This window comes from Brevibacterium metallidurans (assembly GCF_037101285.1).
Lineage (GTDB): Bacteria > Actinomycetota > Actinomycetes > Actinomycetales > Brevibacteriaceae > Brevibacterium > Brevibacterium metallidurans.
Map to the genome: position 1 here is coordinate 280,632 of NZ_BAAAAF010000004.1, position 23,191 is coordinate 303,822.

Annotated in this window: 15 protein-coding genes and 1 tRNA gene; 9 read left to right on the forward strand and 7 right to left on the reverse strand. The window is 65.7% G+C overall.

The genetic code is table 11. The annotated features are described in order from the left end of the window. Nucleotides 1-204: 204 nt before the first annotated feature. From AACX88_RS07725 to AACX88_RS07735, 3 genes are all read right to left on the reverse strand, one after another. Nucleotides 205-2,040, reverse strand: a complete 1,836-nt coding sequence (locus AACX88_RS07725; RefSeq protein WP_339392456.1) for an ATP-dependent nuclease — start codon at nt 2,038-2,040, stop codon at nt 205-207. 538 nt (nt 2,041-2,578) lie between these two features. Continuing rightward, a tRNA-Ser gene (locus tag AACX88_RS07730) sits at nt 2,579-2,669 on the reverse strand. Nucleotides 2,670-2,772: 103 nt separating this feature from the next. Continuing rightward, entirely contained in the window at nt 2,773-6,273 is a 3,501-nt protein-coding gene (locus tag AACX88_RS07735; protein WP_339392457.1) for a maltokinase N-terminal cap-like domain-containing protein, read from the reverse strand. Between the two features lie 272 nt (nt 6,274-6,545). Here AACX88_RS07735 and ilvA point away from each other — a divergent pair, with 272 nt between their 5' ends. The 5 genes from ilvA (at nt 6,546) to AACX88_RS07760 (ending at nt 11,375) form a co-directional block, all read left to right on the forward strand. Next, nucleotides 6,546-7,832: a threonine ammonia-lyase IlvA gene (gene ilvA / locus AACX88_RS07740; RefSeq protein WP_422614416.1), complete on the forward strand. Its 1,287-nt coding sequence runs from the start codon at nt 6,546-6,548 to the stop codon at nt 7,830-7,832. Nucleotides 7,833-8,096: 264 nt separating this feature from the next. Next, on the forward strand, nt 8,097-9,290 hold the full coding sequence (locus AACX88_RS07745; RefSeq protein WP_339392459.1) for an NAD(P)H-quinone oxidoreductase: 1,194 nt from the start codon (nt 8,097-8,099) through the stop codon (nt 9,288-9,290). Further along, nucleotides 9,287-9,976: a proteasome activator gene (locus AACX88_RS07750; protein ID WP_339392460.1), complete on the forward strand. Its 690-nt coding sequence runs from the start codon at nt 9,287-9,289 to the stop codon at nt 9,974-9,976. Before AACX88_RS07745 ends, AACX88_RS07750 begins: the two co-directional genes overlap by 4 nt. After that, nucleotides 9,973-10,545: a hypothetical protein gene (locus tag AACX88_RS07755; protein WP_339392461.1), complete on the forward strand. Its 573-nt coding sequence runs from the start codon at nt 9,973-9,975 to the stop codon at nt 10,543-10,545. Before AACX88_RS07750 ends, AACX88_RS07755 begins: the two co-directional genes overlap by 4 nt. Continuing rightward, on the forward strand, nt 10,542-11,375 hold the full coding sequence (locus tag AACX88_RS07760; RefSeq protein WP_339392462.1) for a Cof-type HAD-IIB family hydrolase: 834 nt from the start codon (nt 10,542-10,544) through the stop codon (nt 11,373-11,375). The genes AACX88_RS07755 and AACX88_RS07760 overlap by 4 nt, the downstream gene beginning before the upstream one ends. 178 nt (nt 11,376-11,553) lie before the next feature. On the opposite strand, the gene AACX88_RS07765 is transcribed toward AACX88_RS07760, so the two are convergent. Together AACX88_RS07765 and serS are read right to left on the reverse strand one after the other, a co-directional pair. Further along, complete coding sequence (locus AACX88_RS07765) at nt 11,554-12,402, reverse strand: HAD family hydrolase (RefSeq protein ID WP_339392463.1); 849 nt, start codon at nt 12,400-12,402, stop codon at nt 11,554-11,556. 32 nt (nt 12,403-12,434) lie between these two features. Further along, complete coding sequence (gene serS, locus AACX88_RS07770) at nt 12,435-13,715, reverse strand: serine--tRNA ligase (protein WP_339392464.1); 1,281 nt, start codon at nt 13,713-13,715, stop codon at nt 12,435-12,437. Nucleotides 13,716-13,797: 82 nt separating this feature from the next. Here serS and AACX88_RS07775 point away from each other — a divergent pair, with 82 nt between their 5' ends. The 3 genes from AACX88_RS07775 to AACX88_RS07785 all read left to right on the forward strand — a co-directional run bounded on the left by AACX88_RS07775 (nt 13,798) and on the right by AACX88_RS07785 (nt 18,639). Further along, complete coding sequence (locus AACX88_RS07775) at nt 13,798-14,913, forward strand: diacylglycerol/lipid kinase family protein (RefSeq protein WP_339392465.1); 1,116 nt, start codon at nt 13,798-13,800, stop codon at nt 14,911-14,913. 304 nt (nt 14,914-15,217) lie between these two features. Further along, a complete protein-coding gene (locus AACX88_RS07780; RefSeq protein WP_339392466.1) occupies nt 15,218-17,044 on the forward strand; it encodes an LPXTG cell wall anchor domain-containing protein in 1,827 nt (608 codons plus the stop codon). A gap of 203 nt (nt 17,045-17,247) precedes the next feature. Beyond that, complete coding sequence (locus AACX88_RS07785; protein ID WP_339392467.1) at nt 17,248-18,639, forward strand: Ig-like domain-containing protein; 1,392 nt, start codon at nt 17,248-17,250, stop codon at nt 18,637-18,639. Nucleotides 18,640-19,015: 376 nt separating this feature from the next. Here AACX88_RS07785 and AACX88_RS07790 read toward each other — a convergent pair whose 3' ends face one another. Beyond that, the gene (locus AACX88_RS07790) at nt 19,016-19,948 is read right to left on the reverse strand and encodes a diacylglycerol/lipid kinase family protein (protein WP_339392468.1); all 933 of its coding nucleotides are present in this window, start codon (nt 19,946-19,948) and stop codon (nt 19,016-19,018) included. 130 nt (nt 19,949-20,078) lie between these two features. Beyond that, nucleotides 20,079-20,951 carry a DUF1206 domain-containing protein gene (locus tag AACX88_RS07795; protein ID WP_339392469.1) on the reverse strand — a complete coding sequence of 291 codons (873 nt, stop codon included), beginning with the start codon at nt 20,949-20,951 and terminating at the stop codon, nt 20,079-20,081. A 609-nt stretch (nt 20,952-21,560) separates the two neighbouring features. Between AACX88_RS07795 and AACX88_RS07800 the strand changes: the two genes are divergently transcribed. After that, nucleotides 21,561-22,889, forward strand: coding sequence for an LPXTG cell wall anchor domain-containing protein (locus AACX88_RS07800; RefSeq protein WP_339392470.1), 1,329 nt, complete (start codon nt 21,561-21,563; stop codon nt 22,887-22,889). The last annotated feature ends 302 nt before the right edge of the window (nt 22,890-23,191 follow it).

The following is a 23,191-nucleotide window of genomic DNA, read 5'->3' on the forward strand; positions in this document are numbered from 1 at the left end:
GCCGCGACATCGTAGGAACGATGTCGCGACACATCAGCGGGGACACTGGAGGAACGCTGGAACGCAGATTCGTGAGAAAAAGTTGTCGGATTCCGGCTGTCGCACCTCAGTAGATAGGCTGTAACACCCCCGTCTGTTCAACCGCCGCGCTCACACCGAACCAGCGACACATTTGCGGGAGGTCAAGTCGCCCATCAAGCAAGGTCAAGACTCCTCAGCCGGCGTAACCCCCGGTGCAGCTACACGGTCCAATGCACGCTGCGCTGCGCACAAGATACGCGCGACATGCCGCTGGGCAGTCTCTCCCCTGTGAGCACCTTGCTCCAGTGCAGCAAGCAACCACCCCGGGCTTTTTCTCTCTACTACCGCAGGCGCTAGCCGTTCCAGTTCCCCCTCTTGAACCACAACCACCCCGGCTTCGGCCAGAGACTTTACTAACCTTGAAATCGCCGAGAGCTGCTCACCGCGAAACGCGCCGATCCCGTTTGCTTTCACAGTCTTCCAATACGAGTCTTTAGATCGAAGGTGCGCATTGAATTCCCGCTTCATATCAGAATCGAACTCTTCCGCTCGCCTGTCACCGAAAATGCTATTCAAAGTATTCAATATTTCGTCAACTGATATATTGTTCTTCGACTTATCTTTAACCGCGGAACTAACGATATTTAAATCACTCTTCATCTTATCAGTCCATACGGAGCCGACGGACTCGACAAGGTTTGATAGAACTCTCTGATCATTCAATATATCGATATCCGTAACAGCTACGACAGGAACTGACACCGCGCGCAATGTCATCGCAAGTTTGAACATTGAAGACTTACCATTCGTTGGCACGAATAGAATATCGCCTTTTGGAATAAAGTCATTATCGATATTCATTTCGTCCAGCACCGCGCGGAAGAATCCGCAATCAGTTTCCGATTCAGCCAAAATTACCACCTGATGAAATAGCCCTTCTAATAAATTCGAGTATTTTAGTATTGGATTATTCCAAACCGCTCGAAGCTCCATTGAATTCAATTGCGATGCACTCGGGCATCCATTGTCGCGAGTTAGACGTACCACCGTGACGTCAGCGCTCGACTCCAGCAAGCCAACTAAGAAATTCTTATCGTGCGTTGCCGCGATAACTTGAGCACCTTGGGCACTGGCAAAATTGCCCAAATATTCACCGAGCACCCGAGCTTGCGGTGGATGTAGGAAGGCCTCAGGCTCATCGAGCAACACGACAGGATATGCGCCAGTTATGACGGAAAGCACTTGCGCCATAAAGCTCTTCACGCCGTCCCCCTGGGTGGAAACGGGAGGGAGCGCAGCCATAGCTTCTCGATACTCAGGCGGAATATCGTTCAGGCGAGGTGTTTCCATGTCGGTTTTTCCGACACGTAGGTTTAACTGATAGTTGAGCAAATCAAGTTCAAGAGGACGTCCGAACACTTTCTGAAAAAGTTGGGAAATTTCGTTCAGAAGTTCGTCATTATCCTGGAGATATTGAATAGGCTCGTTCGGTCGGGACATATATGGATCAAATTGCATCGTCTCATAAACTGCACGAAACCTGTCTTCGCCATTAGAAGCATGAACTATCTTTGACTCAATCGTTTCCGCCAAAAAGATCTCAGACGGAAATAGCCTCATCAAATCAATCGGTTTGATTTCGGCGCCTTCGCGCAATTGAATTTCTGGGCCGTAACTTCCGTGAACGACTTGAGTACGATCCACAATCCATGCGAGCATGTCCTCCGGGGTACCGTCGACTATTTTCTCGAGCGACTGAATTGATTGAGTTAAATTCCCAGGACTGGCATACCCAATCCCGGTCAGCTCTTGCCGAATTTCTCGGAGCAAAGTCGACTTTCCAGAATTGTTGCCACCAACGATAACGGTGACACCAGTCCGACTCGGGATGAAGGAGCTGCCTTCCTTCATGCACACCTGCCCGACACCTACACCAAATCTATCTGCATCCCCGTCTGCGATACCGGGACGTTCTACACCGTAGGAAGAGCTGAACTCTTCGCGCCATGTTTGGTTCATATCGAAATAGTCTCATCCGACACGGACTCAAGCCACGTTACACGCGCCGCCGCTGCTATGCCCATTGACTATTCTCGATTCTCTTGGCTCACTACTGCCTGTCGACAGAACTGAGAAGCTGGAGCGAGTACTGCGCGGTCGTCCATGCCCATCACTCGGCCAACGTTAGCGTCTACTTCCGCTCTCCCCGCCAAACACCATTCAAGCATGTAGGGACTCATGCAAGGCTTGGTGATAGTTTGAGTGTCACGCTGCGTGTGCAGCCGACTCTATGATTACTTCGCACTCGATCGGGGTTAATCGACCTAACCTGACTTGCCTTCGACGCCGGCGCTACATCCTCTTGATCCAGGTCAGTATCGCGATCCTCACCTGCTCGTGACTCGCCTACTGCTCGCGGTCAACCGGACTTCAGCAGGCCCTCGATCCGGCCACCGGCTACCAGCCGAAGACGAAACCGGAACGAAGACTCGTGACCGACCCTCGTCAAAAGAGAGAAATGTGCTGCGACATCCGTCGACGTCACAGCACATTTCCTTGGCGGAAGCGGTGGGATTCGAACCCACGGTACGGGGTTACCGCACAACGGTTTTCAAGACCGTCTCCTTCGGCCGCTCGGACACGCTTCCATAGGTTCGGACGATGCCGAACCCGGCCTGCCCAGCGCGAGCTGAGCCAGAACAGTTTCTCACAGTCCCGTGAGCAACTGCCAATCGCTCGGACGGGCTGACCTCAGTGCTTGTTCTTGCCCTTCTTGTTCTTCTTCGCGCCGGGAATCTCGCGTGCCGGGCCGCCGTCGTGCTTGTGCTGCTCGTGCGGACTGCGGCCCGTCGAATCCGCATCCGCCGAGGTGGCTCCCCGTGCCGCGAACGTCGCCGGTACCCGGGACGGAACGAACTCCGCTTCCTCTTCGTCCGCCAACTCGTCCTCATCGGCCGGTGTCTTCGTCATGGCCGGGGCATCCGGCCCGTTGAGAGCCGAAGTCCTGTTCTCCCCGGTTGCTCGTTCAGACGCGCCCTGCTCAGCAACAGCGGGCGCATCCGGCAGAGGCGCCGAGGCGACCTCCGGCGGTTCGGACGGCATCGGCGGAGCATCCGGCATCCGCGCCGACTTCGGAGCACGCTCATCCTCGACGATCGGCGGAGCGTCTCCCCCAGTGACCGCCGCACTGCCCTCGACGTCGATGGTCTCGCCGGGTGCGTCGGTATCGGTGGTCTCGTCGGCTGGGTCGGCGTCGGTGGTCTGGGTGTCTGCGCCGGCCTCTGAGTGCTCGCCAGGGGCGTCGACGTCGGCGATGTCATCGCTCGAGTCTTTGTCGCTGTCGCCCTTCGACTCGTCGAGCGCCTCGACGTCGACCTCAGCGAGATCATGGACGCCCAAGTCGACCTCGGGGACACCGTCATCGACGCGCTCAACCGTCTCCGTCGTCACCGCGTCGACGTAGGTGTCCTCGACGACTGCGCCTCCCGTGATCCGAACGTCACCCGCAACCGCTGAGCTCGCCGAGGTCGTCGTGCCCTCACCGCCCGTGCTCGTCGTCTCGCTGACGAAGAGCGTCCGGGTCACCGTGGTGCCGCGCGCCGAGGTGGTCACACCTTCACGAGTGTTCTTGTCCGAACCGTTGACGGACACTCCGCGGGTCTTCGGCGACTTCGACTCGGTCTCCGTCACCTCGCTCGGAGCCTCGACACTGGGCTCGACGAAGCCTGCGGCGTCGGCTTCCGGATCCATCTCCGCGATCTCGTCCGACCGCGGTTCGACCGACTCCGCCGACACCGCGTCGACGAGCACATCCTGGGAATCGCCGTCCCGCGTCACCGACGAATCGTTGCCGCGAGTTGTCGTGCCGTCGCCGTCCGCGGCATCACCGGCGTCGGACTCCGCGCCGTCCCCGTTCTCGGTGCCGGTGCTTTCGGCATCCGACTCGGCATCGGCCGCTTCGACGTCGGCATCAGCGACGGAGGCGGACGACGTGTCTGCCTTGTCGCCAACGACATCGGCCCGCTCAGCGACGTGGTCGCCAGAGTGGGCGCTATCAATCGAGTCGGCGTCGTCTTCGAAGTCGGCCCTGTCACCCGAATCAGCATCCTTGCCGTCGGCATCGCCCGCAGGTTCGGTATCGGCAGAAGCATCGTCACCATCGTTCGCAGCGACAGCTCCGGCGACGCCGGCGGCGCCGACGACCCCAGCCGCACCGGCGACGAAAGCGGCACCACGTGACGAGTCACCAGATGTCGCGACTGCATCATCGCCAGCGCCGTCGACCTTCACCGCGCCGCCATCAGCCTCTGCGCCGGACTTATCATCGGAACCAGAAGCCTCGGAGTCCGGGTCCGACGCATCAGACTTCGTATCCGAACCTCCAGAGTCCGCGTCCGCAGCGTCAGACCCTGTTTCCGACGACCCTGAGTCCGCGTCCACTGCGCCAACCCGATCGCCGTCTCCAGCCGTTCGGCCAGCACCGGCGTTGGCACCGGCACCGACGTCGGAACCGTCGGCGATGCCGTCTCCGCGATCACTGTCGCCACCGGCCCCAACACCACCAGCACCAGCGTCGGTCGCGGGAACACTGAGCTCCGCCTCGGTGGGGTCATCGCTGCCCCGCGCGGGCTTGCCCTTGAGGATGAGGGTGAGCGTCGCGAGCGGCACGGACAGCCAGTTCGGGCGGTTGCGCAGCTCGGTGACGACCTCGACGAGGAGCCTGTCGATGAGGGCGGCGCGCAGCACGGGATCGCCCAGGCCGATGCTCTCACCCCGTGCCCGCGAATACCCGCTGAGCAGGGAGTTCTGCACCTGGGACGCCCACAGGTACTCGGGCGAATCGTAGATCGTCCGCAGTGCGGCAGGATCGTTGCCGAAGCCGTTGACGACGAGCCCGCCGTCCTCGTTCTCGAGCGCCTCGGTGCGCTGGAGCCGCGCGAACCCGGCCGCGTAGTCGACGCTGCGCAGCAGGGCGACGAGGTCGATGGCAACCGGCTTGGGATCGGAGTTCGACGAGTCGGTGAACTTCACGACCTGGTAGCCCTCGCTCGGTGAGCTCACGACATGGTCGAGCGTGAGCTCCCCGTGGATCTTCTGCAGCGTCCCGATCGAATCGAGCGACCGCAGTTTGTTCCGATGCTGTTTGAGTTCGGGCACCAGCGAGTCGAGCGCGAGTGGCGCCCGCCCGAGCGCCCAGTCGACGCGTTCGGCCCACTTGTCGACGAACTGCTTCGTCGGAGCGCCCGCACCTTCGACGATGCCGAACTCCGCGGCCATGTCGGAGTGCAGTTCCCCGATCCGGCGCCCCATCTCCGCGGCATGCGCGTTGTATCCGCCGATCGACCCGGAGTCGACCGCGCAGACGATGTCGACGGCTTCCCGCCACGCCGGTTCCGCCTCGACGTCGGCCTGAGACAGCAGCGCCATCGGTGCCTCCATCTCCGTGACCTCGAACATGTCGTACCAGCGTCCCGAACTCCAGCCGATGACCTCGGGCACGCTGCGCGAGCCCGCCTCGGTGAGCAGGACGGGGATCGTCAGCGACGACGGCATGCCGTTCTCGAGCACCCGGAAGAAGCTCAGCTCCACCGGCTCGTACTCGTCGTGGATGATGACGGTGGACTTGTGCGCCCCCGAATCGGCGACCTCGATCGGCCGGATCGGCACGTCGATCTCGTCCTTGACCTCGGATGACGGGGGTGCGGTGGCGGGCTTGGGCGGGACCGCCTCGGCGCTGGGATCGCCGTCATCAGCGGAGGACGACACCGTCGCCGAGGTGGACGCTGGGACCGTCTCCCGGGTTCGTCCCGTGGACGCCAAGGTCGAGCGGTCGCGGCTGTGACGCAGGGATTCGGTGCTCAGCTGGCCGCCGTCGAAGACCTTGCGTTTGGTGATGGCATCGGCGAGGAGGTTGACGAAGATGGGGTCGGCCGCGCCGTCGTAGACGAAGACCCGACCGAGCGCGAGATCGTCGACGGTGCCGATGAGCGCGTGGCGCAGGTGGATGTCCTCGGTGCCGCGCAGGGACAGGGGGATGTTGAGGCGGCGCAGGGTCGGGCCGTCGCCGACGGAGATGACCGTGACGAGCCCGGAGAAGCCGCCGAGCTCCTCGGCGGTGAAGGTGAAGGCGCGGGCCACGGACATCGGGGTGATGTCGGGGTCCATTCCGAAGTCAGCAGCCAGCTTCGGGAACCACGACTGCCGGGGGATCCAGCGGGCTAGGAGCTGTTCGAGCTCACTGCTGATGGCCATGTCGCCTCCTTGAAGGGATTACGGGCATCTTCCATCAAATCACGGGATTGCCCTCTCGGGCCTGATGGCGCACCAGAAACCGACCAAGTCACCATGCGCTCAGCGGGCGGGGCACAGGGGTCGGCTGGGGTGCGAGCGTCTCAGCGTGACGGCTCCGAGCGTCCCGGCGTGAAGGGTGCGACCACCTCGGCGGAGGGGTCGCACGGTGGTCGCGCGGTCTGCGATGCGGGACGAGTTGCCGAATGGCAAGACGGAGGGCGCACAATGGAGGGGTGTTGAGAACAGACGAATCACCCCAGCAGCAGACACTCGCGCACGAGGTCGAAGCGGCCGCTGCGCGAATCGCCGACTCCGTGATCACGTCTCCGCTCCAGATTTCGGAGCGGCTCTCCGCCGCCTGCCGTGCCACCGTCTACCTCAAGCGGGAGGACCTCCAACCGGTGCGTTCGTACAAGATCCGCGGCGCCTTCAACTTCATGCTCCAGCTCGACGAGGAAGAGCGTGCCCGCGGCGTCGTATGCGCCTCGGCGGGCAATCACGCCCAGGGCTTCGCGCTCGCGTGCCGTCAGCTGGGAATCCAGGGCACGATCTTCGTCCCCAAGACCACGCCGAGGCAGAAGATCGACCGCATCCGCCACTTCGGCCGCGACCGGGTGACGATCGAGATCTCCGGATCGACCTACGATGACGCCTCGGCACTCGCCCACCGCTTCGCCGACCGCAACGAGGCCCTGCTCGTCTCCGCGTTCGACGACCGGCGCACGATCGCCGGTCAGGGCACCGTGGCCGTCGAGATCGCGCAGCAGCTCGACACGCACCCCGATGCGATCATCGTGCCCGTCGGCGGGGGCGGAGTCATCGCCGGCATCGCCGCCTACGCGGCAGAGCACATGCCGGAGACGAAGATCATCGGCGCCGAACCGACCGGAGCCGCCTCGATGATCGCCGCCCTCAAGGCCGGCCACCCCGTGACCTTGGAGAACATCGACCGCTTCGCCGACGGCACCGCCGTCAAACGGGCCGGCACCATCACGTACGACATCGTCTCCGACCTCGGCGTCGACGTCCGCCCCGTCGCCGAAGGCGCGGTGGCCACGGAGATGCTCGCGATGTACCAGGTCGACGGCATCATCGCCGAACCCTCCGGGGCGCTGGCCTCGGCGGCCGTCGGCGCACCCGGCACCGGCAAACCCGTCGTCGTCGAACCGGGCTCGACCGTCGTCTGCCTCGTCTCGGGCGGGAACAACGACATCTCCCGCTACCCGGAGATCCTCGAACGCTCCCTCGTCCACGAGGGCCTCAAGCACTACTTCATCGTCGACTTCCCGCAGGAGCCGGGAGCGCTGCGCCGCTTCCTCAACGAGATCCTCGGCCCCGACGACGACATCGCGATGTTCGAGTACGTCAAACGCTCCGACCGGGAGACGGGGCCGGCCTTCGTCGGCATCCAGCTCGGCGCGGCGGAGGACCTGCCCAATCTGCTCGAGCGCATGGAGTCCTCCCAGATCGAGATCGAACGCGTCCACCAGAACTCGCCGATGTTCCGTCTCTTCGCGTAGGGCCTCGTCCGCTCGCCGTCTGGGGTGCCGTCCGCTCGGTCGTGCCGGTCAGTGGTGCCGTCACCTCGCCGAGGTGGGGGCTGGGCTGGGTCGCGCCGACCGTGTCGTCGAGGTGGCTCGGCTGGATCCACGCGACCACCTCGGCGGGGTCGGGCCCTGTCCCGGCGACCGCCTCGGCGGGGTGGGTTCCACGGTCACGGACCGCTCACGGGATTCACCGATCCGGCCCATGGTGCGGACACGTCCACGGACTACAGTGGTCTCATGCGCGCCATCACGATTCCCGCCCCGGGTGATCCCGAGGCTCTGCAGCTGACCGAGGTGCCCACTCCCGAGATCGGGCCCGACGAGGTGCTCGTGCGGGTCCACGCGGCCGGGGTGAACCGCGCCGATCTCCTCCAGCGACGCGGGTTCTACAACCCGCCTCCCGGCGCCACCGACATTCCCGGACTCGAGATCTCAGGCACGATCGTCGCCCTCGGCGCCGAGGTGACCGGGTGGAGCGTCGGCGACCGCGTCGCGGCCCTCCTCTCGGGTGGCGGGTATGCCGAGGAGGTCGCTGTCCCCGCAGGTCAGCTCCTCGCCGTGCCCGACACGTACGACCTCACTGCGGCAGCCGCGCTGCCCGAGGTGCTCTCGACCGTGTACTCCAACGTCGTCGGCCGCGGACGCATCCGGATCGGCGAATGGCTGCTCGTCCACGGCGGCGGCTCCGGGATCGGCACGGCCGCGATCCAGGTCGCGAACCTCCTCGGCGTGAAGATCGTCGTCACCGTCGGCTCCGAGGAGAAGGCCCGGTTCTGCCGCGAACTCGGCGCCGACGCCGTCATCAACTACCGCGACGAGGACTTCGTCGAACGCGTCCACGAGATCTGCGTCCGCCCCGACGGAACGACCGGCGCCGACGTCATCCTCGACATCATCGGCGCGAAGTACCTCGAACGCAACATCGCCGCCCTCGGCACCGACGGCCGCCTCGTCATCATCGGCCTCCAGGGCGGCACGACCGCCGAACTCGACCTCAGCACCCTCCTCCAGGCGCGGAAGACGATCACCGCGACGACCCTGCGCGCCCGACCGGCGGAGCAGAAGGCGGAGATCATCGCCGAGGTGGCCGCCCAGCTGTGGCCGGCCGTGATCTCCGGCGACATCCGTCCGATCATCCACGACACCGTTCCCCTCGCCGAGGCGGCCCGTGCCCATCAGATCCTCGAGGACGGGGACAACATCGGCAAGGTCCTCCTCACAGTCGGGGATGAGGGCAGCGGCGGCGGTGAGGGCGGGGCCGGGCACGCGGAGTCACGCGGCCAGGCTGGACGGTCCGCTGAGGAGAAACAGTCGGCCGGGGAGACGCAGGCAGCCGGGGCGACACAGCCGACCAGGGTGACGCAGTCGGCAGGCGAGGCACATTCTGCAGGCGAGACACAGTCGGCCGGGGAAGAAGGAGCGCGACGATGACCGAGAATCCGACGTCGACCGAGAGCGATCAGACCGAGGACACCGCGCAGGGCGAGGCGACGTCTGGGGCCACTGCCTCGGCGGACGCTGCTGCTGCCGAGCTGGGCGACGCGAGTTCCGCGGCCGGCACGGGCGAGGCCGCAGGCGCATCCGGGCCTGGCGACACCACCACTCCGGGGAACCAGCCGAGCACGAACGGCGAGGCCGCGACCGAAGCGGGAACCGCGGCTGAGGACGGGGAATCCGAGGAGCCCGACATCTCCTCCCCGGCGAAGGTGATGCGCATCGGCACGATGGTCAAGCAGCTCCTCGAGGAGGCCCGCGGGACCGAGCTCGATGAGAAGGGCCGCGAACGCCTCGCACAGATCCACCGCCGGTCGATCGAGGAGCTCGAGGACGGCCTGTCCTCGGAACTCGTCGCCGAGCTCGACCGCTTCGACCTCCCCTTCGACTCGGCCGATGGCCCGCCCTCGGCCTCCGAGCTGCGGATCGCCCAGGCTCAGCTCGTCGGCTGGCTCGAAGGACTCTTCCATGGCATCCAGACCGCGATCATGGCCCAGCAGGCGATGGCGAGTCAGGACGGAGCCGGGCGCGGACAGCTCCCCGCCGTCACCCCTGGCGGCGGGCCCGGCCCGGGGGCTCCGGGGGCCGAGGACGACAAGCGCAGGACCGGCAACTATCTGTGAAGAAGCTCTTCTCCTTCAACTCCCGTCGACCTGACAAACAGTTCGGCACCGGCCTGTGGCGTCACAACCGCGACCGATTCCTCCGCGCTGTCGACCGCTACTACGCGACGGCTCTCGCAATCCACGACGCGGCCGGAACCGACCCTGTCTCCGACTCCGAGGCCACTGCACCTGACGCCTCCGCACCGACCGCCCCCGGACAGGGCACTGGGGCACCCGAGTCGGCGGCCGCCTCGGCGAGGGAGACGATCATGGCCGGCACACACCGGCTCAACGATCTCGCCTCCGACGTCGACGACCTGACCGCGCGCCTCCACGCCCGCTGGCCCATCGACGACCAGGTCGTGCCCGGGCATGTCCGAGCTGCGGTCGGGGACTCCCCGGAACTGCTCACGCGGGCCTCGGCGAAGGTCGCCGAAGCGGTCCTTGCCGCCTCGATGGTCCGCGCAGGCACCGCCGAAGGCACCGCGCTGACCTCGGCGGCAGCAGCGACCGAGCGCTTCATCACCGACGCCGCCGACCTCCTCGACCGCGCACGCGAGATCATCGCCGAGGCGGAGCGCTCATGACGGGAACCGGCACTCCCCCAGCGGACTTCGACCTCGGGCTCGTGGCCAGCGACATCGACGGGACGCTGCTGCTCGACTGGCAGCCGATCTCCGAGACGACGATCGACGCGATCCACCGGTGTCAGCAGATGGGGATCCCGTTCGTCCTCGTCACCGGCCGCCCGATCCGCTGGCTCGCGGCGATCGCCGAGCAGATCCCCGACCTCGGCCGCGTCGTCTGCCTCAATGGGGCTGTCGTCTACGACATCGCCACCGGCACGATCGTCGACGCCCACACCCTCAGCCATGCGGGGGTGCGGGAGATCGTCACCGCGATCTCCGCTGCGCACCCCGAAGCGCACTTCGCGTTCGAGACGCTCACCGGGTTGTTCATCGACGACGGGTTCGCCACCCGCTCCCCGCAGGACGCCACGGTCATCGCCGACCTCGACGAGATCGCCGACCGGGAGGTCGTGAAGATCCTCGTCAGCCTCGGCACCGACGACTCCGCGGCACTGCACGATCTCCTCGGACCGCTCGTCACCCGCTCGTGCCATGCGACGTTCTCCGATCCGGTCAACGGACTCGTCGAACTCGCCCCGCGCGGGATCACGAAGGCGAAGACGCTCGAATCGGTGTGCGACCACCTCGGCGTGGGCAGGGAGCGGGTGATGGCGTTCGGGGACATGCCCAACGACATCGAGATGCTTTCGTGGGCCGGGCACGGGGTGGCCATGGGCAACGCGCTCGACATCGTCAAGGAGTCCGCGGATGCGGTGACCGACTCGGTCGCCGACGACGGCGTCGCCCACTATCTCAACGCGGCGCTCGACGCCCTGCCCGCCCGGTGACCTCTTCTCAGCAACCCTCCGAGCGCTCAGCAACCTCGTGGCCGTCGGCGTAAAATCTCAGCAACCCTCTGGGCGCTGAGCAACTCGGCGCAGGGTTGCCGAGCGCCCGGAAGGTTGCTGGACACGGCCGATCCTCCCGCAGGGTTGCCGAGCGCGTGGAGGGTTGCTGGGCAGGGGCTTATGGGCGGGTCTGGGTGGAGCCCTCGGTGTCGAGCACGGCCGGGTCGAGGTCGAAGTGGTCGACGAGCGCCACGGCCAGCCCGTCGTCCTCGACCGGGTCGGTGACGACGCTGCCGAGCACCTTGAGCTCGTCCTTCGCCTGGCCCATGACGATCGCATGATCGGCCCACTCGATCATCTCGAGGTCGTTGAGGCCGTCGCCGGCCGCAACCGTCAGCGCGTGGTCGATGCCGAGCTCGGATTCGACGAGGGCGAGACCGCTCGCCTTCGACACCCCGTCAGGTGCGATGTCGAGCCAGTTGCTCCACCCCACCGAGTAGCTGACCTCGTGGAGACCGAGACGGTCGACCGCCTCGGCGAAGTCCTCCGCGGTGCCGTTGACGTCGCGCATGACGATGCGGGTCGCCTGCTTGTCCAACAGCTCGTCGAAGGGGACGATGTCGAGGGTGTCGGATTCGGCGAGCTCTCCGGGCGGGAACGCCCCGGAGGCCCAGCGGTGGAGGTCGGGATCCTCGACGAGGAACAGGGCGCTCGGCAGCACCTCCCGCATCCGCTCGAGCGCGCTGCGCGGGTCGAACGAGACGACGTGGTGCATCTCCCAGCCCAAGGGCAGCGAGGGGTCGAGCTTGACGACGACCGAACCGTTCGAGCACACGACGTAGCCTTCGGTCAGACCGAGGGCGTGGACGATCTCAAGCGCTCCCGGCAGGGCACGGCCGGTGGAGATGACGAGGTGGTGGCCCGCCTCGGCGAGCTCGAGGAGGACCTGCCGCACCGCCTCGGACAGGGTTCCGTCGTAGTCGATGATCGTGCCGTCGACGTCGAGCGCGATGAGGTGTGCGGGCAAAGCTTCTCCTTGGCCGGCGGTGGCTGGGCTGCTCAGAATCGGGGTCCCTCCGGTCCCTGAGCAGTCATTCCGCCGAGGTAGGGGCGCAGGGCGGCAGGGACCGTGACCGATCCGTCGGCCTGCTGATGGTTCTCGAGGATCGCGACGAGCCAGCGCGTGTTCGCCATGGTCCCGTTGAGGGTCGCGACCGGGCGGGTGGCCCCGTCGTGGCGTTCGCGGATCTGCAGGCGGCGGGCCTGGAAGGTCGTGCAGTTCGACGTCGAGGTCAGCTCACGGTAGGTCTCCTGCGTCGGCACCCAGGCCTCGCAGTCGAACTTCCGGGCAGCCGAATCGCCGAGGTCGCCGGCGGCGACGTCGATGACCCGGTAGGGCAGTTCGCACAGTTGGAGCATCTTCTCCTGCAGGGAGAGCATGCGCTCGTGCTCGGCCTCGGCGTCCTCGACCTCGACGTAGGAGAACATCTCGACCTTCTGGAACTGGTGGACGCGGATGATCCCGCGGGTGTCCTTGCCGTACGAGCCGGCCTCCCGGCGGTAGCACGAGGAGATGCCCGCGTAGCGCAACGGACCGTCCCCCAGGTCGATGATCTCGTCCATGTGGTAGCCGGCCAGGGGCACCTCGGAGGTGCCGACGAGGAAGAGGTCGTCGGCTTCGAGTCGGTAGACCTCGTCGGCGTGCTCGCCGAGGAACCCTGTGCCGCGCATGACCTCGGGCTTGACCAGCGTCGGGGTGATCGTCGGACTGAACCCGGCCTCCTCGGCGACATCGCGGGCGAGGTTGAGCAGCGCCATCTCGAGCTTCGCACCGAACCCGGTGAGGTAGTGGAAGCGGGCCCCGGAGACCTTCGTGCCCCGGGTCGTGTCGATGGCCTTGAGGGCCTCACCGATCGCGAGGTGGTCGAGGGGCTCGAAACCCTCGGCGGCGAAGTCACGGGGCTCACCGACAGTCTTGAGGGTGACGAAGTTATCCTCATCTCCCGCGGGGATGCCGTCGATGATGAGGTTGGGCAGCTTCGCGGCGAGGGACTCGAAGGCGAACGACGCTTCCTCCGACTCGGCCTGCAGGGCCTTGACCTTGGCCGACTTCTCCTTGCCTTCGGCGATGAGGGCGGGCTTGTCGTCCTTGGGCGCCTTGGCGATCTGGGAGGAGAAGGACTTCTGGTCGGCGCGGGCGTCTTCGAACGCCGTGATGGCCGCACGCCTCGCCGAGTCCGCGGCGAGGACCTCGTCGACGAGCTCGACGGAGGCCCCGCGAGCCTTCTGCGAGGCCTTGAACAGGTCCGGGTCTTCTCTCAGCTGCACTAGATCGATCACCGTCTCAGCTTAACGGGCCGCCGGTGTTTTCGACATTCGCCCCCTGAGTCCGCACTCAGTCTGACCAGAGTAAATTTGTCCCATGACCTTCGATCTTGATCCCGCCATGACGTGGTTCGTCATCGCCGGAGTCATCATCGTCGTCATCGCCGCCTTCCTCGTCGGCGCCCGGTTCGGTTCCCGCCGGGCCCTCGACCGTCTCCACCGGTACTCCCGCACCCATGCCCCTGCCGACGCCGAGGTGGACCCCACCGCCCGCTACCGCGCGGCGCTCATCGTCAACCGGACGAAGGCGAATGCCGAGAACATCATCTCCACGGCACGGGCGGTCTGCCGGTTCGAAGGCTGGGACCCGCCGCTGATCTTCGAGACCTCGCCGACCGATTCGGGTGAGGGCGTGGCCGAGCAGGCCCTCGACGCCGAAGTCGACGTCGTCATCGTCGCCGGCGGCGACGGCACGATCCGCGCGGTCGCCTCGGTGCTGACGGGCACGTCGACGCCGATGGGCATCGTCCCCATCGGCACCGGCAACGTGCTGGCGCGCAATCTCGACATCGTCCTCGACAAGCCGGAATGGGCGCTGCGGATCGCCCTGTGGGGCCACAACCGCGCCGTCGACGTCGGCACCGCCCGGCTGAGCAGGGACGGCGACCGGAACGTCTTCATGGTCATGACCGGGCTCGGCTTCGACGCCGAGGTGATGGCCAAGACGACAGCGAACGCGAAGAGCAAGCTCGGCTGGCTCGCGTACCTCGAGGCGGGGTCCCGGACGCTCGTCGGCCGGCCCAGCCACGTGAAGATCACCTACGACGAGGACTACCGGGTCTCGGCCAGGGTGCGCTCGGTCATCGGCGGCAACTGCGGGAAGCTGCAGGGCGGGATCCAGCTGCTGCCCGAGGCGGTCATCGACGACGGTCTCCTCGACGTCCTCGTCGTCAGTCCGAAGAACCTGGGCCAGTGGGTCGGGGTCGCCGCCTCGATCATCGGGCGGAAGACGACGAAGGGCCTGCACACGGACATCCGGAAGTGCAGGACGGTCGTCATCGAATCGCGTGAGGCGCTCGAGGTCCAGCTCGACGGGGATCCGGCGGGCACGACCCGGTATCTGGCGATGGCGATCCTGCCCGGGGCCATCAACGTCAAGGTGCCGACGACCGAGCAGCGCCGGGAGATCAGGGCCGAAGCCTGGCCTGTGTGAGTGGGGCGCGCGTGTGAGTCTGGCCTGGCTGGTGTGTGGGCCGCGCGCGACGCTGACCGCTGGCACGTTTGCCCGTGTTCCCGGCCGCGTTCGCCCTTGCTCGCACCCACGTTTACCCCTGGCCGCACCCCCGTTCGACGCTACCGGCAGGTAGGTCACGAACAGGTCGCGGAACTGTGACGCCGTTCACCAAAGCGTTACAGCAATTCACCCGACCAAAACGTACAAAAATAGTTCTGATAATTTCCTGTACCTAGGATGACTTCCAGATGTGCACCCCCTCACACAGATAGAAGGCACTCCAATGAAGAAGCTCATCCTCGCACCGGCTGTCGCCCTTGCGTTCACCGGACTCGTCGCCGCCCCTGTCGCCGCGGCGGAGGCCCCCACCACTCAGTCCGCCGAGGCGAAGGCCGCCGAGAAGGAGAAGGCTGAGAAGGAGAAGGCCGAGAAGGAAGCAGCGGCCAAGGAGGCCGCTGAGAAGAAGGAAGCCGAAGAGAAGGCGGCAGCCAAGAAGAAGGCCGACGAGAAGGCCGCGGCGAAGAAGAAGGCCGACGAGGAAGCCGCGAAGAAGAAGGCGGCTGCGAAGAAGGCGGCCCCTCAGCCGGCGAAGAAGGAATCGACTCCTTCGGCTTCTCCGTCGCAGACATCTTCGCCTTCGCCCACTTCGACACCGTCGGACGAGGCCACGGACGAGGCCCAGAAGGCCGATCCCGTGCTGGTCGTCCCTCAAGGTGAGGTTGCCGCCGAGGACCTCGGCGATCCCGCCAAGGGCGTGACCGTTACGGTCAACGGACTCGAGGCCGGCGACAAACTCACTCCGCTCAATGGTCTCGCAGGTGATTCCGTGACCGCCACCGGCACCTCGGCGACGATGAAGCTCTACTACGAGGGCGATGCCTCAACCCTCCCGGACGGGCCTCACAAATTCGCCATCGACTACGTGGGTGCGGCCGGGATCAAGGAGCTGAGCGGCTCGGTCAACGTCAAGGCCGCCGACGATGCCGTCGCTCCGATCGACGCTTCGCTCACGGTTGACCCCAAGGAGATCACCGCTGAGGATCTCGCGAACAAGGACAAGGGCGTCAAGGTCACGGTTTCCGGTGTCAAGGCCGGCGACTTCGTCACCGACAACCTCACCGGCGAGAAGCAGGAAGTCACAGCGGACGGCGACTACACCTTCACTGTCTTCTCCAAGGACAAGCCCGAGGACATCAAGCCCGGCAAAGTGGAGTTCATCGTCACCGTCGACCGTGAGGGCACCACGTCGGCCCTCCTCGACGGCGAAGTCACCATCGTCGAAGACGACGCGGTCGCCCCGATCGAAGCTTCGCTCAAGGTCGTGCCCAAGGAGGTGACCGCAGCCGATCTCGCGAACGAGAAGAAGGGCGTCAAGGTCACCGTCTCCGGCGTCAAGGCCGGCGACGTCGTCACCGACTCCCTCACCGGCATTGAGAAGACGGCGACCGAGGACGGCGACTTCACCTTCACCCTCTACTACGACGGCAACCCCGAGAACATCGAAGAGGGTCCGGTCGACTTCACCGTGACGATCGACCGCGAGGGAACCGATTCGGCCACCCTCAAGGGACAGTTCACCGTCGTCAACGACGAGCCCGAAGCCCCCGCCGAGGCGACGCTGACGGTCTCGCCGAAGTCGATCGAATCCGGTGACTTCATCAACGAGAAGAAGGGCGTCAAGCTCTCCGTCAAGGACTGCCAGCCGGGCGAGGACGTCCGCTTCATGGTCAAGGCGAAGGACCGCTCGAACATCACCGCCTACGACCGGACGATCAAGGCGAACAAGGACGGCAAGGCCACGGTCACCGTCTTCGGCACCTCGGACAACGCCTCGGCGTACGTCGGCTCCTACTCGGTCACCGTGACCTGCGGTGACACCACGATGAAGGATTCGTTCAAGGTCACCGGCAGCCCGAACGCCGGGGGCGGCGACGGCAGCGGCGACGAAGGCCACGACAACGGTTCCGCCGGCAACGGCAGCGAACTGCCCCGCACGGGTGCCGAACTCAACGGCCTCGCAGCAGGTGCCCTGCTCCTGCTCGTCGGCGGAGCGGCCGTGACGATCACGATGCGTCGCCGCAAGGGCGACTTCTCGCCCTCGTACATCTGAGGGTGACGCGGTGACCGCCCGCTGAGAGCCGGGCACCACCAGCGCAACGGCGCAAGGGCCGGGAGTTCGATCGACCCCCCCCCCCTTCCGTGTCCGTCGTCACCATCGGGGTAAACGTGATCAGTCCGTGACAGAAATGGGGGATCCGCCCCGATATGCTTCTGTAGTTATCTGACAATCCCCTGAGAGGACCCTCTCCTTCCATGCCCAAGAAACTGGCGCTCATCCCTGCGCTCGCACTTGCCCTGGCCGGACTCGGCGCATCCCCCGCGCTCGCTGCTCCCACCGACGTCGACAGCGCCTACTCCGCGCCCGCCGCCGCAGAATCCGCACCGGAGAGCACTGAGCCGACCGACGACTCCGCGACCACCGAGGAGACCGAACCCACGGAACCGGCTCCTTCGGAGGACTCGGACACCGGCGCCTCGACGACGGAGACCCCGGACGCCCCGGCAGGGACCGAGAGCCCTGCACCCGAAGACACCACGGACGAAGAGCCCACTCCCACCGAGGAAGCCGCGGCGCCGATCGAGGCCACCGTCACCGTCGACCCGAGCACAATCGACCTCTACGACTTCTGGGAGGAGGGCGTCGTCATCACCGTCGCCGGACTCGAGAAGGGCGACGTCGTGACGAACTCGCTCACCGGTGAGAAGAAGACCGCCAAGGGCAGCACCGTCGAGTTCGAGTACTACGACGACGACGCTGAGATCTACGAGGCGCAGGTCGTCGACTTCACGGTCACGGTCAAGCGTGGGGACCAGGATGCGCAGGACTTCCCCGGACGATTCACGATCACCGAAGAAGACTACGAGGACTTCGAGCCCGGTGAGCTGTCGCTGTCGACGAACTCGATGAGCGTCTCCGAGTTCAAGAAGAAGGGCATCGCCTTCACGGGCAACGGATTCGCACCAGGCGAGATCACAATCGCGGCAGCCGCGAAGTTCAACGAGGACGAGTTCGACTACAGCGGACTGCTCTACCTTGATCAGAACCTCAAGGCCTCTGACAAGGGTGTGGTCTCCGGAGTCATCCGACCCAACGAGACCAAGAACGTCAAGCCGGGCACCTACTTCGCCTATGCCTCCGGCGAAGAGCAGTTCTCGATGGCCGAGTTCACGCTGACCGCGGACTCGAAGGAAGCTTCGCTGTCGGTGTCCCCGAAGACCATCGACGCCGCTGACTTCGTCAACACGGACAAGGGTGTGAAGCTCACGGTCGCGAACTGCGCTCCGGGAACCGACATCCGCTTCGTCGTCAACCCGAAGGGCAAGTCGAACGTCACTGCCTACGACCGCACCGTGAAGGCGAACGCGAACGGCACCGCCTCGGTGACCGTCTACGGCACCTCCGACAACGCCTCGGCGTACGTCGGCGCCTACACGGTGACCGCGAGCTGCGGTGACGACGAGCTCAAGGGCGGGTTCTCCGTGACCTCCGGCGCGAACGCCGGCGGGACCACCGGCAAGAGCGGCAACCTGCCGCGCACCGGTGCCGAGCTCAGCCCGCTCGCTGGCGGAGCCGCACTGCTGCTCATCGGCGGAGCCGCCGTGGCGCTGACGATGCGCCGCGCGAAGGCTCGTCAGTCGCTCTGATCGATCACTGATGCGTGCTCTGTCACTGACGGGGCGATCCGCGCCGAGCTGCTGATGCTGTTGAGGCCTCCGCCCGGACCGCCGGACTGAGCGCCAGCGCCGATGCCTGTGGCCCCGACTTCGGTCGGGGCCACAGGCATCTGTGCGTCATACGATCGTTCGGCAGGTTCCTCGTCGTTCGATGCGATCGCTCGGCAGGACCGTCGTCGTTCGATGCGATCGCTCGGCAGGACCGTCGTCGCATCAGGAAAATGCTCGGCAGGAGACCGTCGTCGTTCGAGCGATGAGCTGCGACCCGCCTCGTCGAACGACCGCCCGGGATCGGGCACGGATCATGCGATCTCGGCGACTGCCTCGGCGAAGGGATTCCTGCGAGTCAGCGGACGCTCAGGGCCGACGGGGAGATGCTCACGTCGATGCGCTCCGTCTCACCGAGCTCGTCGCCGTCGACCTCGACCACCCGCGGCTTCTCGAGTTCGATCGTCAGCGAGGACACCCTCTGGTGGATCGCGGTGTCGCTGCTCTGCGCGGAATCGTCCTTGGACACGATGCGGCGGATGCCGTTGTCCCAGACCATGTTCTTCATCGTGTCGAGCCAGCCGGTGACACCGTCGGCCTTGAGGATGAGAACGTCGAGTTCGCCGTCAGCAGGGTCGGCGTCCGGGAGCAGCGTGATGCCGCCCTGGAGGGTGCCGCAGTTGCCGACGATGAGGGTGTGCGCGAATTCGTCGTCGAGGTCCTCGCCCTCGCGGGATAGCTTGATCTCCATGACGTCGCTGGCCGAGACCGCCCGACCCAGGGATTCGACGTAGGCGAGCCAGCCGGCCTTGTCCTTGAGGTCGTCGTTGGTCTCGGTGATCATGTGGGCGTCGATGCCGAACCCGGCCATGACGACGAACGGCTGGTGCTCGTTGCCTTCGGGGAGAGCGATCTCGACCCAGCCCATATCGATCCGCTGCGGCGTGCCGTCGATCGCCCGCGTCATCGCGGCAGCCAGGTCGTTCAAGGGGACCTCGAGGTTGCGGGCGAGGAGATTTCCGGTGCCGAGCGGGACGATGCCGAGGTCGACATCGGCTCCGGTCTCGGCGAGGTGCCCGGCGACTGCCCGGACGGTGCCGTCGCCTCCGGCGGCGATGACCACCTCGGCGCCGTCGGCGATGGCCGCCTTGGCCGCCGACTCCCCCGGGTCGTCCTCTTCGGTCTCGTACCAGGAGACGGTGAGGTCGGTGCCCTCGGGCAGCGCCGCCTCGAGATCCTCCTTCTCGGTCTTCGCGGGATTCCACACGATTCCGATGCGCTTGGCACTCATGTCAGGTCCTTTCGCAGACGTTCTGCTGGCTGTGATGCTGGTCGATCATCGGCCGCGGCCCGGCGGCTTCAGACCACACACTAACGCAGTCCTCTCGATGCACGGCGGAGTTTCCCGGGACTCCGTCGGATCAATCCATCTTGTCGTATCGGGCGCGCAGGAAGAGGAAGACTCCGTAGAGGACGAGTCCGACGCCCACGCCGAGGAGGAGGTACGTGCCGAAGGGCTGCTCGCGCATGGCTTTGAGCGCGCCGTCGACGCCGGTCGACTTCTCGGGATCTCCCGTGACCCCGGAGACGATGACGAGGATGCCGACGGCGATGAGGGTCGCCCCCTTGCCGAGGTGGCCGAGGACGCCGGTGATCGTCAGCAGCTTCGCCACCGCGCTCGAACGCGGCGTGCGCACATCGTCCTTCCAGTTCCGGCGGATGCCGTTGACGCAGAACACGATGCCGATGATCGTGACGACCACGCCGATGACGACGAGGAGGAGGATTCCGCCCGGGGCCTGCGCCAGCGTCGATGATGCCTGCTGCGAGGACTGGCCCGAATCGGAGCCCTGTCCGAAGACGAACTTGCCGAAGAGCACCGCGACGGCCGCATAGGTGATGCCCTGGGCGATCGCGAGTACGAAGTCCTTCCAGCGTTCGCGCCCGTGCTCGTCGCGAGGATCGTTCGACCCGTGTCCGCGCAGGGTGGCCGTGCCGAAGAAGGCATTGGCGAGGTTCCACAGCGCCAGCAGCGCGCAGCCGAGCATGCACAGCCACAGCAGCACCATGCCGAAGGGCTGTGAGGCCATCTGCTGCATCGCACCGGACTGTTCCGCTTCGCCGCTCTTGCCCAGCGCCAGACCGGCAGCGGTCGCACCGAGGATGATGTGGACGAGGCCGTTGGCGATGAAGCCGACCCGAGCCACCCGCTCGAACCACTTGCTGTCCGCGGCGCTGACCGCCGCATCGTCGGCCTTGCTCGCGGCCCGCTTGATCGTCGAATCTCCAGTCACAGCACGTCTCCAGTCATAGGTTTCAGTGTTGCACCGTCATCCCTGCTGTCAAGGGTTCTTGTCTCACCAGGCGGGTCGCGGACGGGTGCGGGGCGGGTTGTGGGCGTTCCTGGTGGTGGCAGGTTTTCCTGGTGGTGGCAGGTTTTCCTGGTGGGGGGGTGGACGTTCCTGGTGGCGACAGGCGGTCCTGGTGGCGGCGGAGGAAGAGGGCGCGGTCAGATTGCGGGCAGCAGGGGTTGCTGTCGGGGGTTGCAGGTTGGTGCGAGGAAGGTTGCAGGCGGGTCTGAGATTGCCGGGTCATGGGAAGAGGGTGCCGGTCGCGGCGAGAAAAGTTGCAGGCGGGTTACGGCCTGCGGGAGCAAGGTTGCGGGCAAGTCTCGGCGGACTCACGATCGGCCAGCACGCGACCGGCCAGAACCTCGGCGCCTGACGCGATCCCGACCTTACGTCGACCCTGCCGTCACCCCGCAACTCGACGCGATTCCGAGCTGCCGGCAGGAAAATCTGCCCGAAGACGGTGACCAAAACGTTCTAAACTATGTGCGTTGTGAATGTTTCATTACTGTTACCTTCGGAAACCTTTCCTCCCCTCGCACCCGAAGGATCAGAATGAAGAAGCTCGTGCTCGCTCCCGTGGTGGCCCTCGCCATCACCGGCCTCGCAGCATCCCCCGTCATCGCCGCGCCGAACTCCGGCGATGCCTTCTCCCGTACCGGAGTCCAGACCTCTGCCACGGGCGGCGAGTCCAAGACGGCCGAAGCGGACGCGCAGAAGATCGAAGCGTCCGTGTCGGTGTCTCCCACGGAGATCTCGCAGACCGACCTCGCCGACAAGGGCGTCGACGTCACTGTCACCGGCCTTGAGGCCGGCGACGTCGTCACCGACAGCCTGACCGGTGAGGAGACCGTCGCCGAAGGCGCCACGGTTACCTTCACGATCGTCAACGACTCCGGCGATCCCAAGGCTGTTCCGAGCGGACCGGTGAACTTCACCGTCACCGTGGACCGTGGCACCGAGTCCGCGACCTATGACGCGTCCTTCACCGTCACCCCGGATGAGACCGAAGAGCCGACCGCTCCCGCTGTCGACCCGAAGGCGAAGTTCGCCTCGGAGAAGATCAGCGTCTCGGAGATCGAGAGCAAGGGACTGAAGTTCTCCGGTGAGGGCTTCACCCCCGGCGGCACCGTCTCGATCGAGGGCATCTCCACCCCGCAGTCGGGCGACAAGGCAGGCGTGCAGGCCGCCCAGGCCGGCAAGCAGGCCGACGTCATCACTGCCGATGAGGACGGCAAGATCTCCGGTACGCTCATCGCACCCGAGGGCGCAGCCAAGGTCGGCAAGTACGTCGTCGCGTTCGTCGACGACAAGACCGGCGAGAAGACCGAAGCGGTGGTGTTCACCGTCACCGAGGACGCGACCGAAGAGCCGACCACCCCGGCTGCCGACGCCAAGCTGATCATCTCCCCTGAGACTGTCAGCCCGAAGGACTTCGTCAACCAGAAGAAGGGCGTCAAGGTCACCATCGAGAACTGCGAGCCCGGCGAAGACGTCCGCTTCCTCGTCAACCCCAAGAGCGACATCAACGTCACGGCCTTCGACCGCACCGTCAAGGCCGACGACAAGGGCACGGCGTTCGTCAATGTCTACGGCACCTCGGCGTCGAACCCGAGCGCCTACATCGGCGACTACTCGGTGACCGTCACCTGCGGTGACGACAAGCTCTCCGGCGAGTTCTCGGTCGAGGACGAGGCCAACGCCGGTGGTGGCGGAGGCGGCAATGACGACGGCGGTAACGCCGGTGGCGGCGGCGACCTCCCCCGCACCGGTATGGAGCTCGGCGGCCTCGCAGCCGGCGCGGCCCTCCTCCTCGTCGGTGGTGCGGCAGTCGTCATGACGAAGCGCCGCCGGAGTGCAGCAGTCTCCCCGTCGGACATCTGATCCGACCGGAGTTCGTCAACTCAGCTGATCGTCATCGGGCCGGCCACCCTTAGCCAGGCGGGTGCGACGATCGAGAGGCTGGGCAACTGACAGACACGAGGCGTTCCGTCCGATTCCCACATGGGTGTCGGACAGGGCGCCTCGTGTCATGCCCGCTCGAAGTTGGTCCCCCTGATCTGTGCGCACGAGGCGTGTCCGCCGCTTGGGCAACTGGTCCGGCGCACCGGAGACGGGTCCGTGTTGCGCCAGATCGTCGCTGCGCGCGGTCACGGTGGCACGGGGTCGTCGTTGTACGGGGCCGT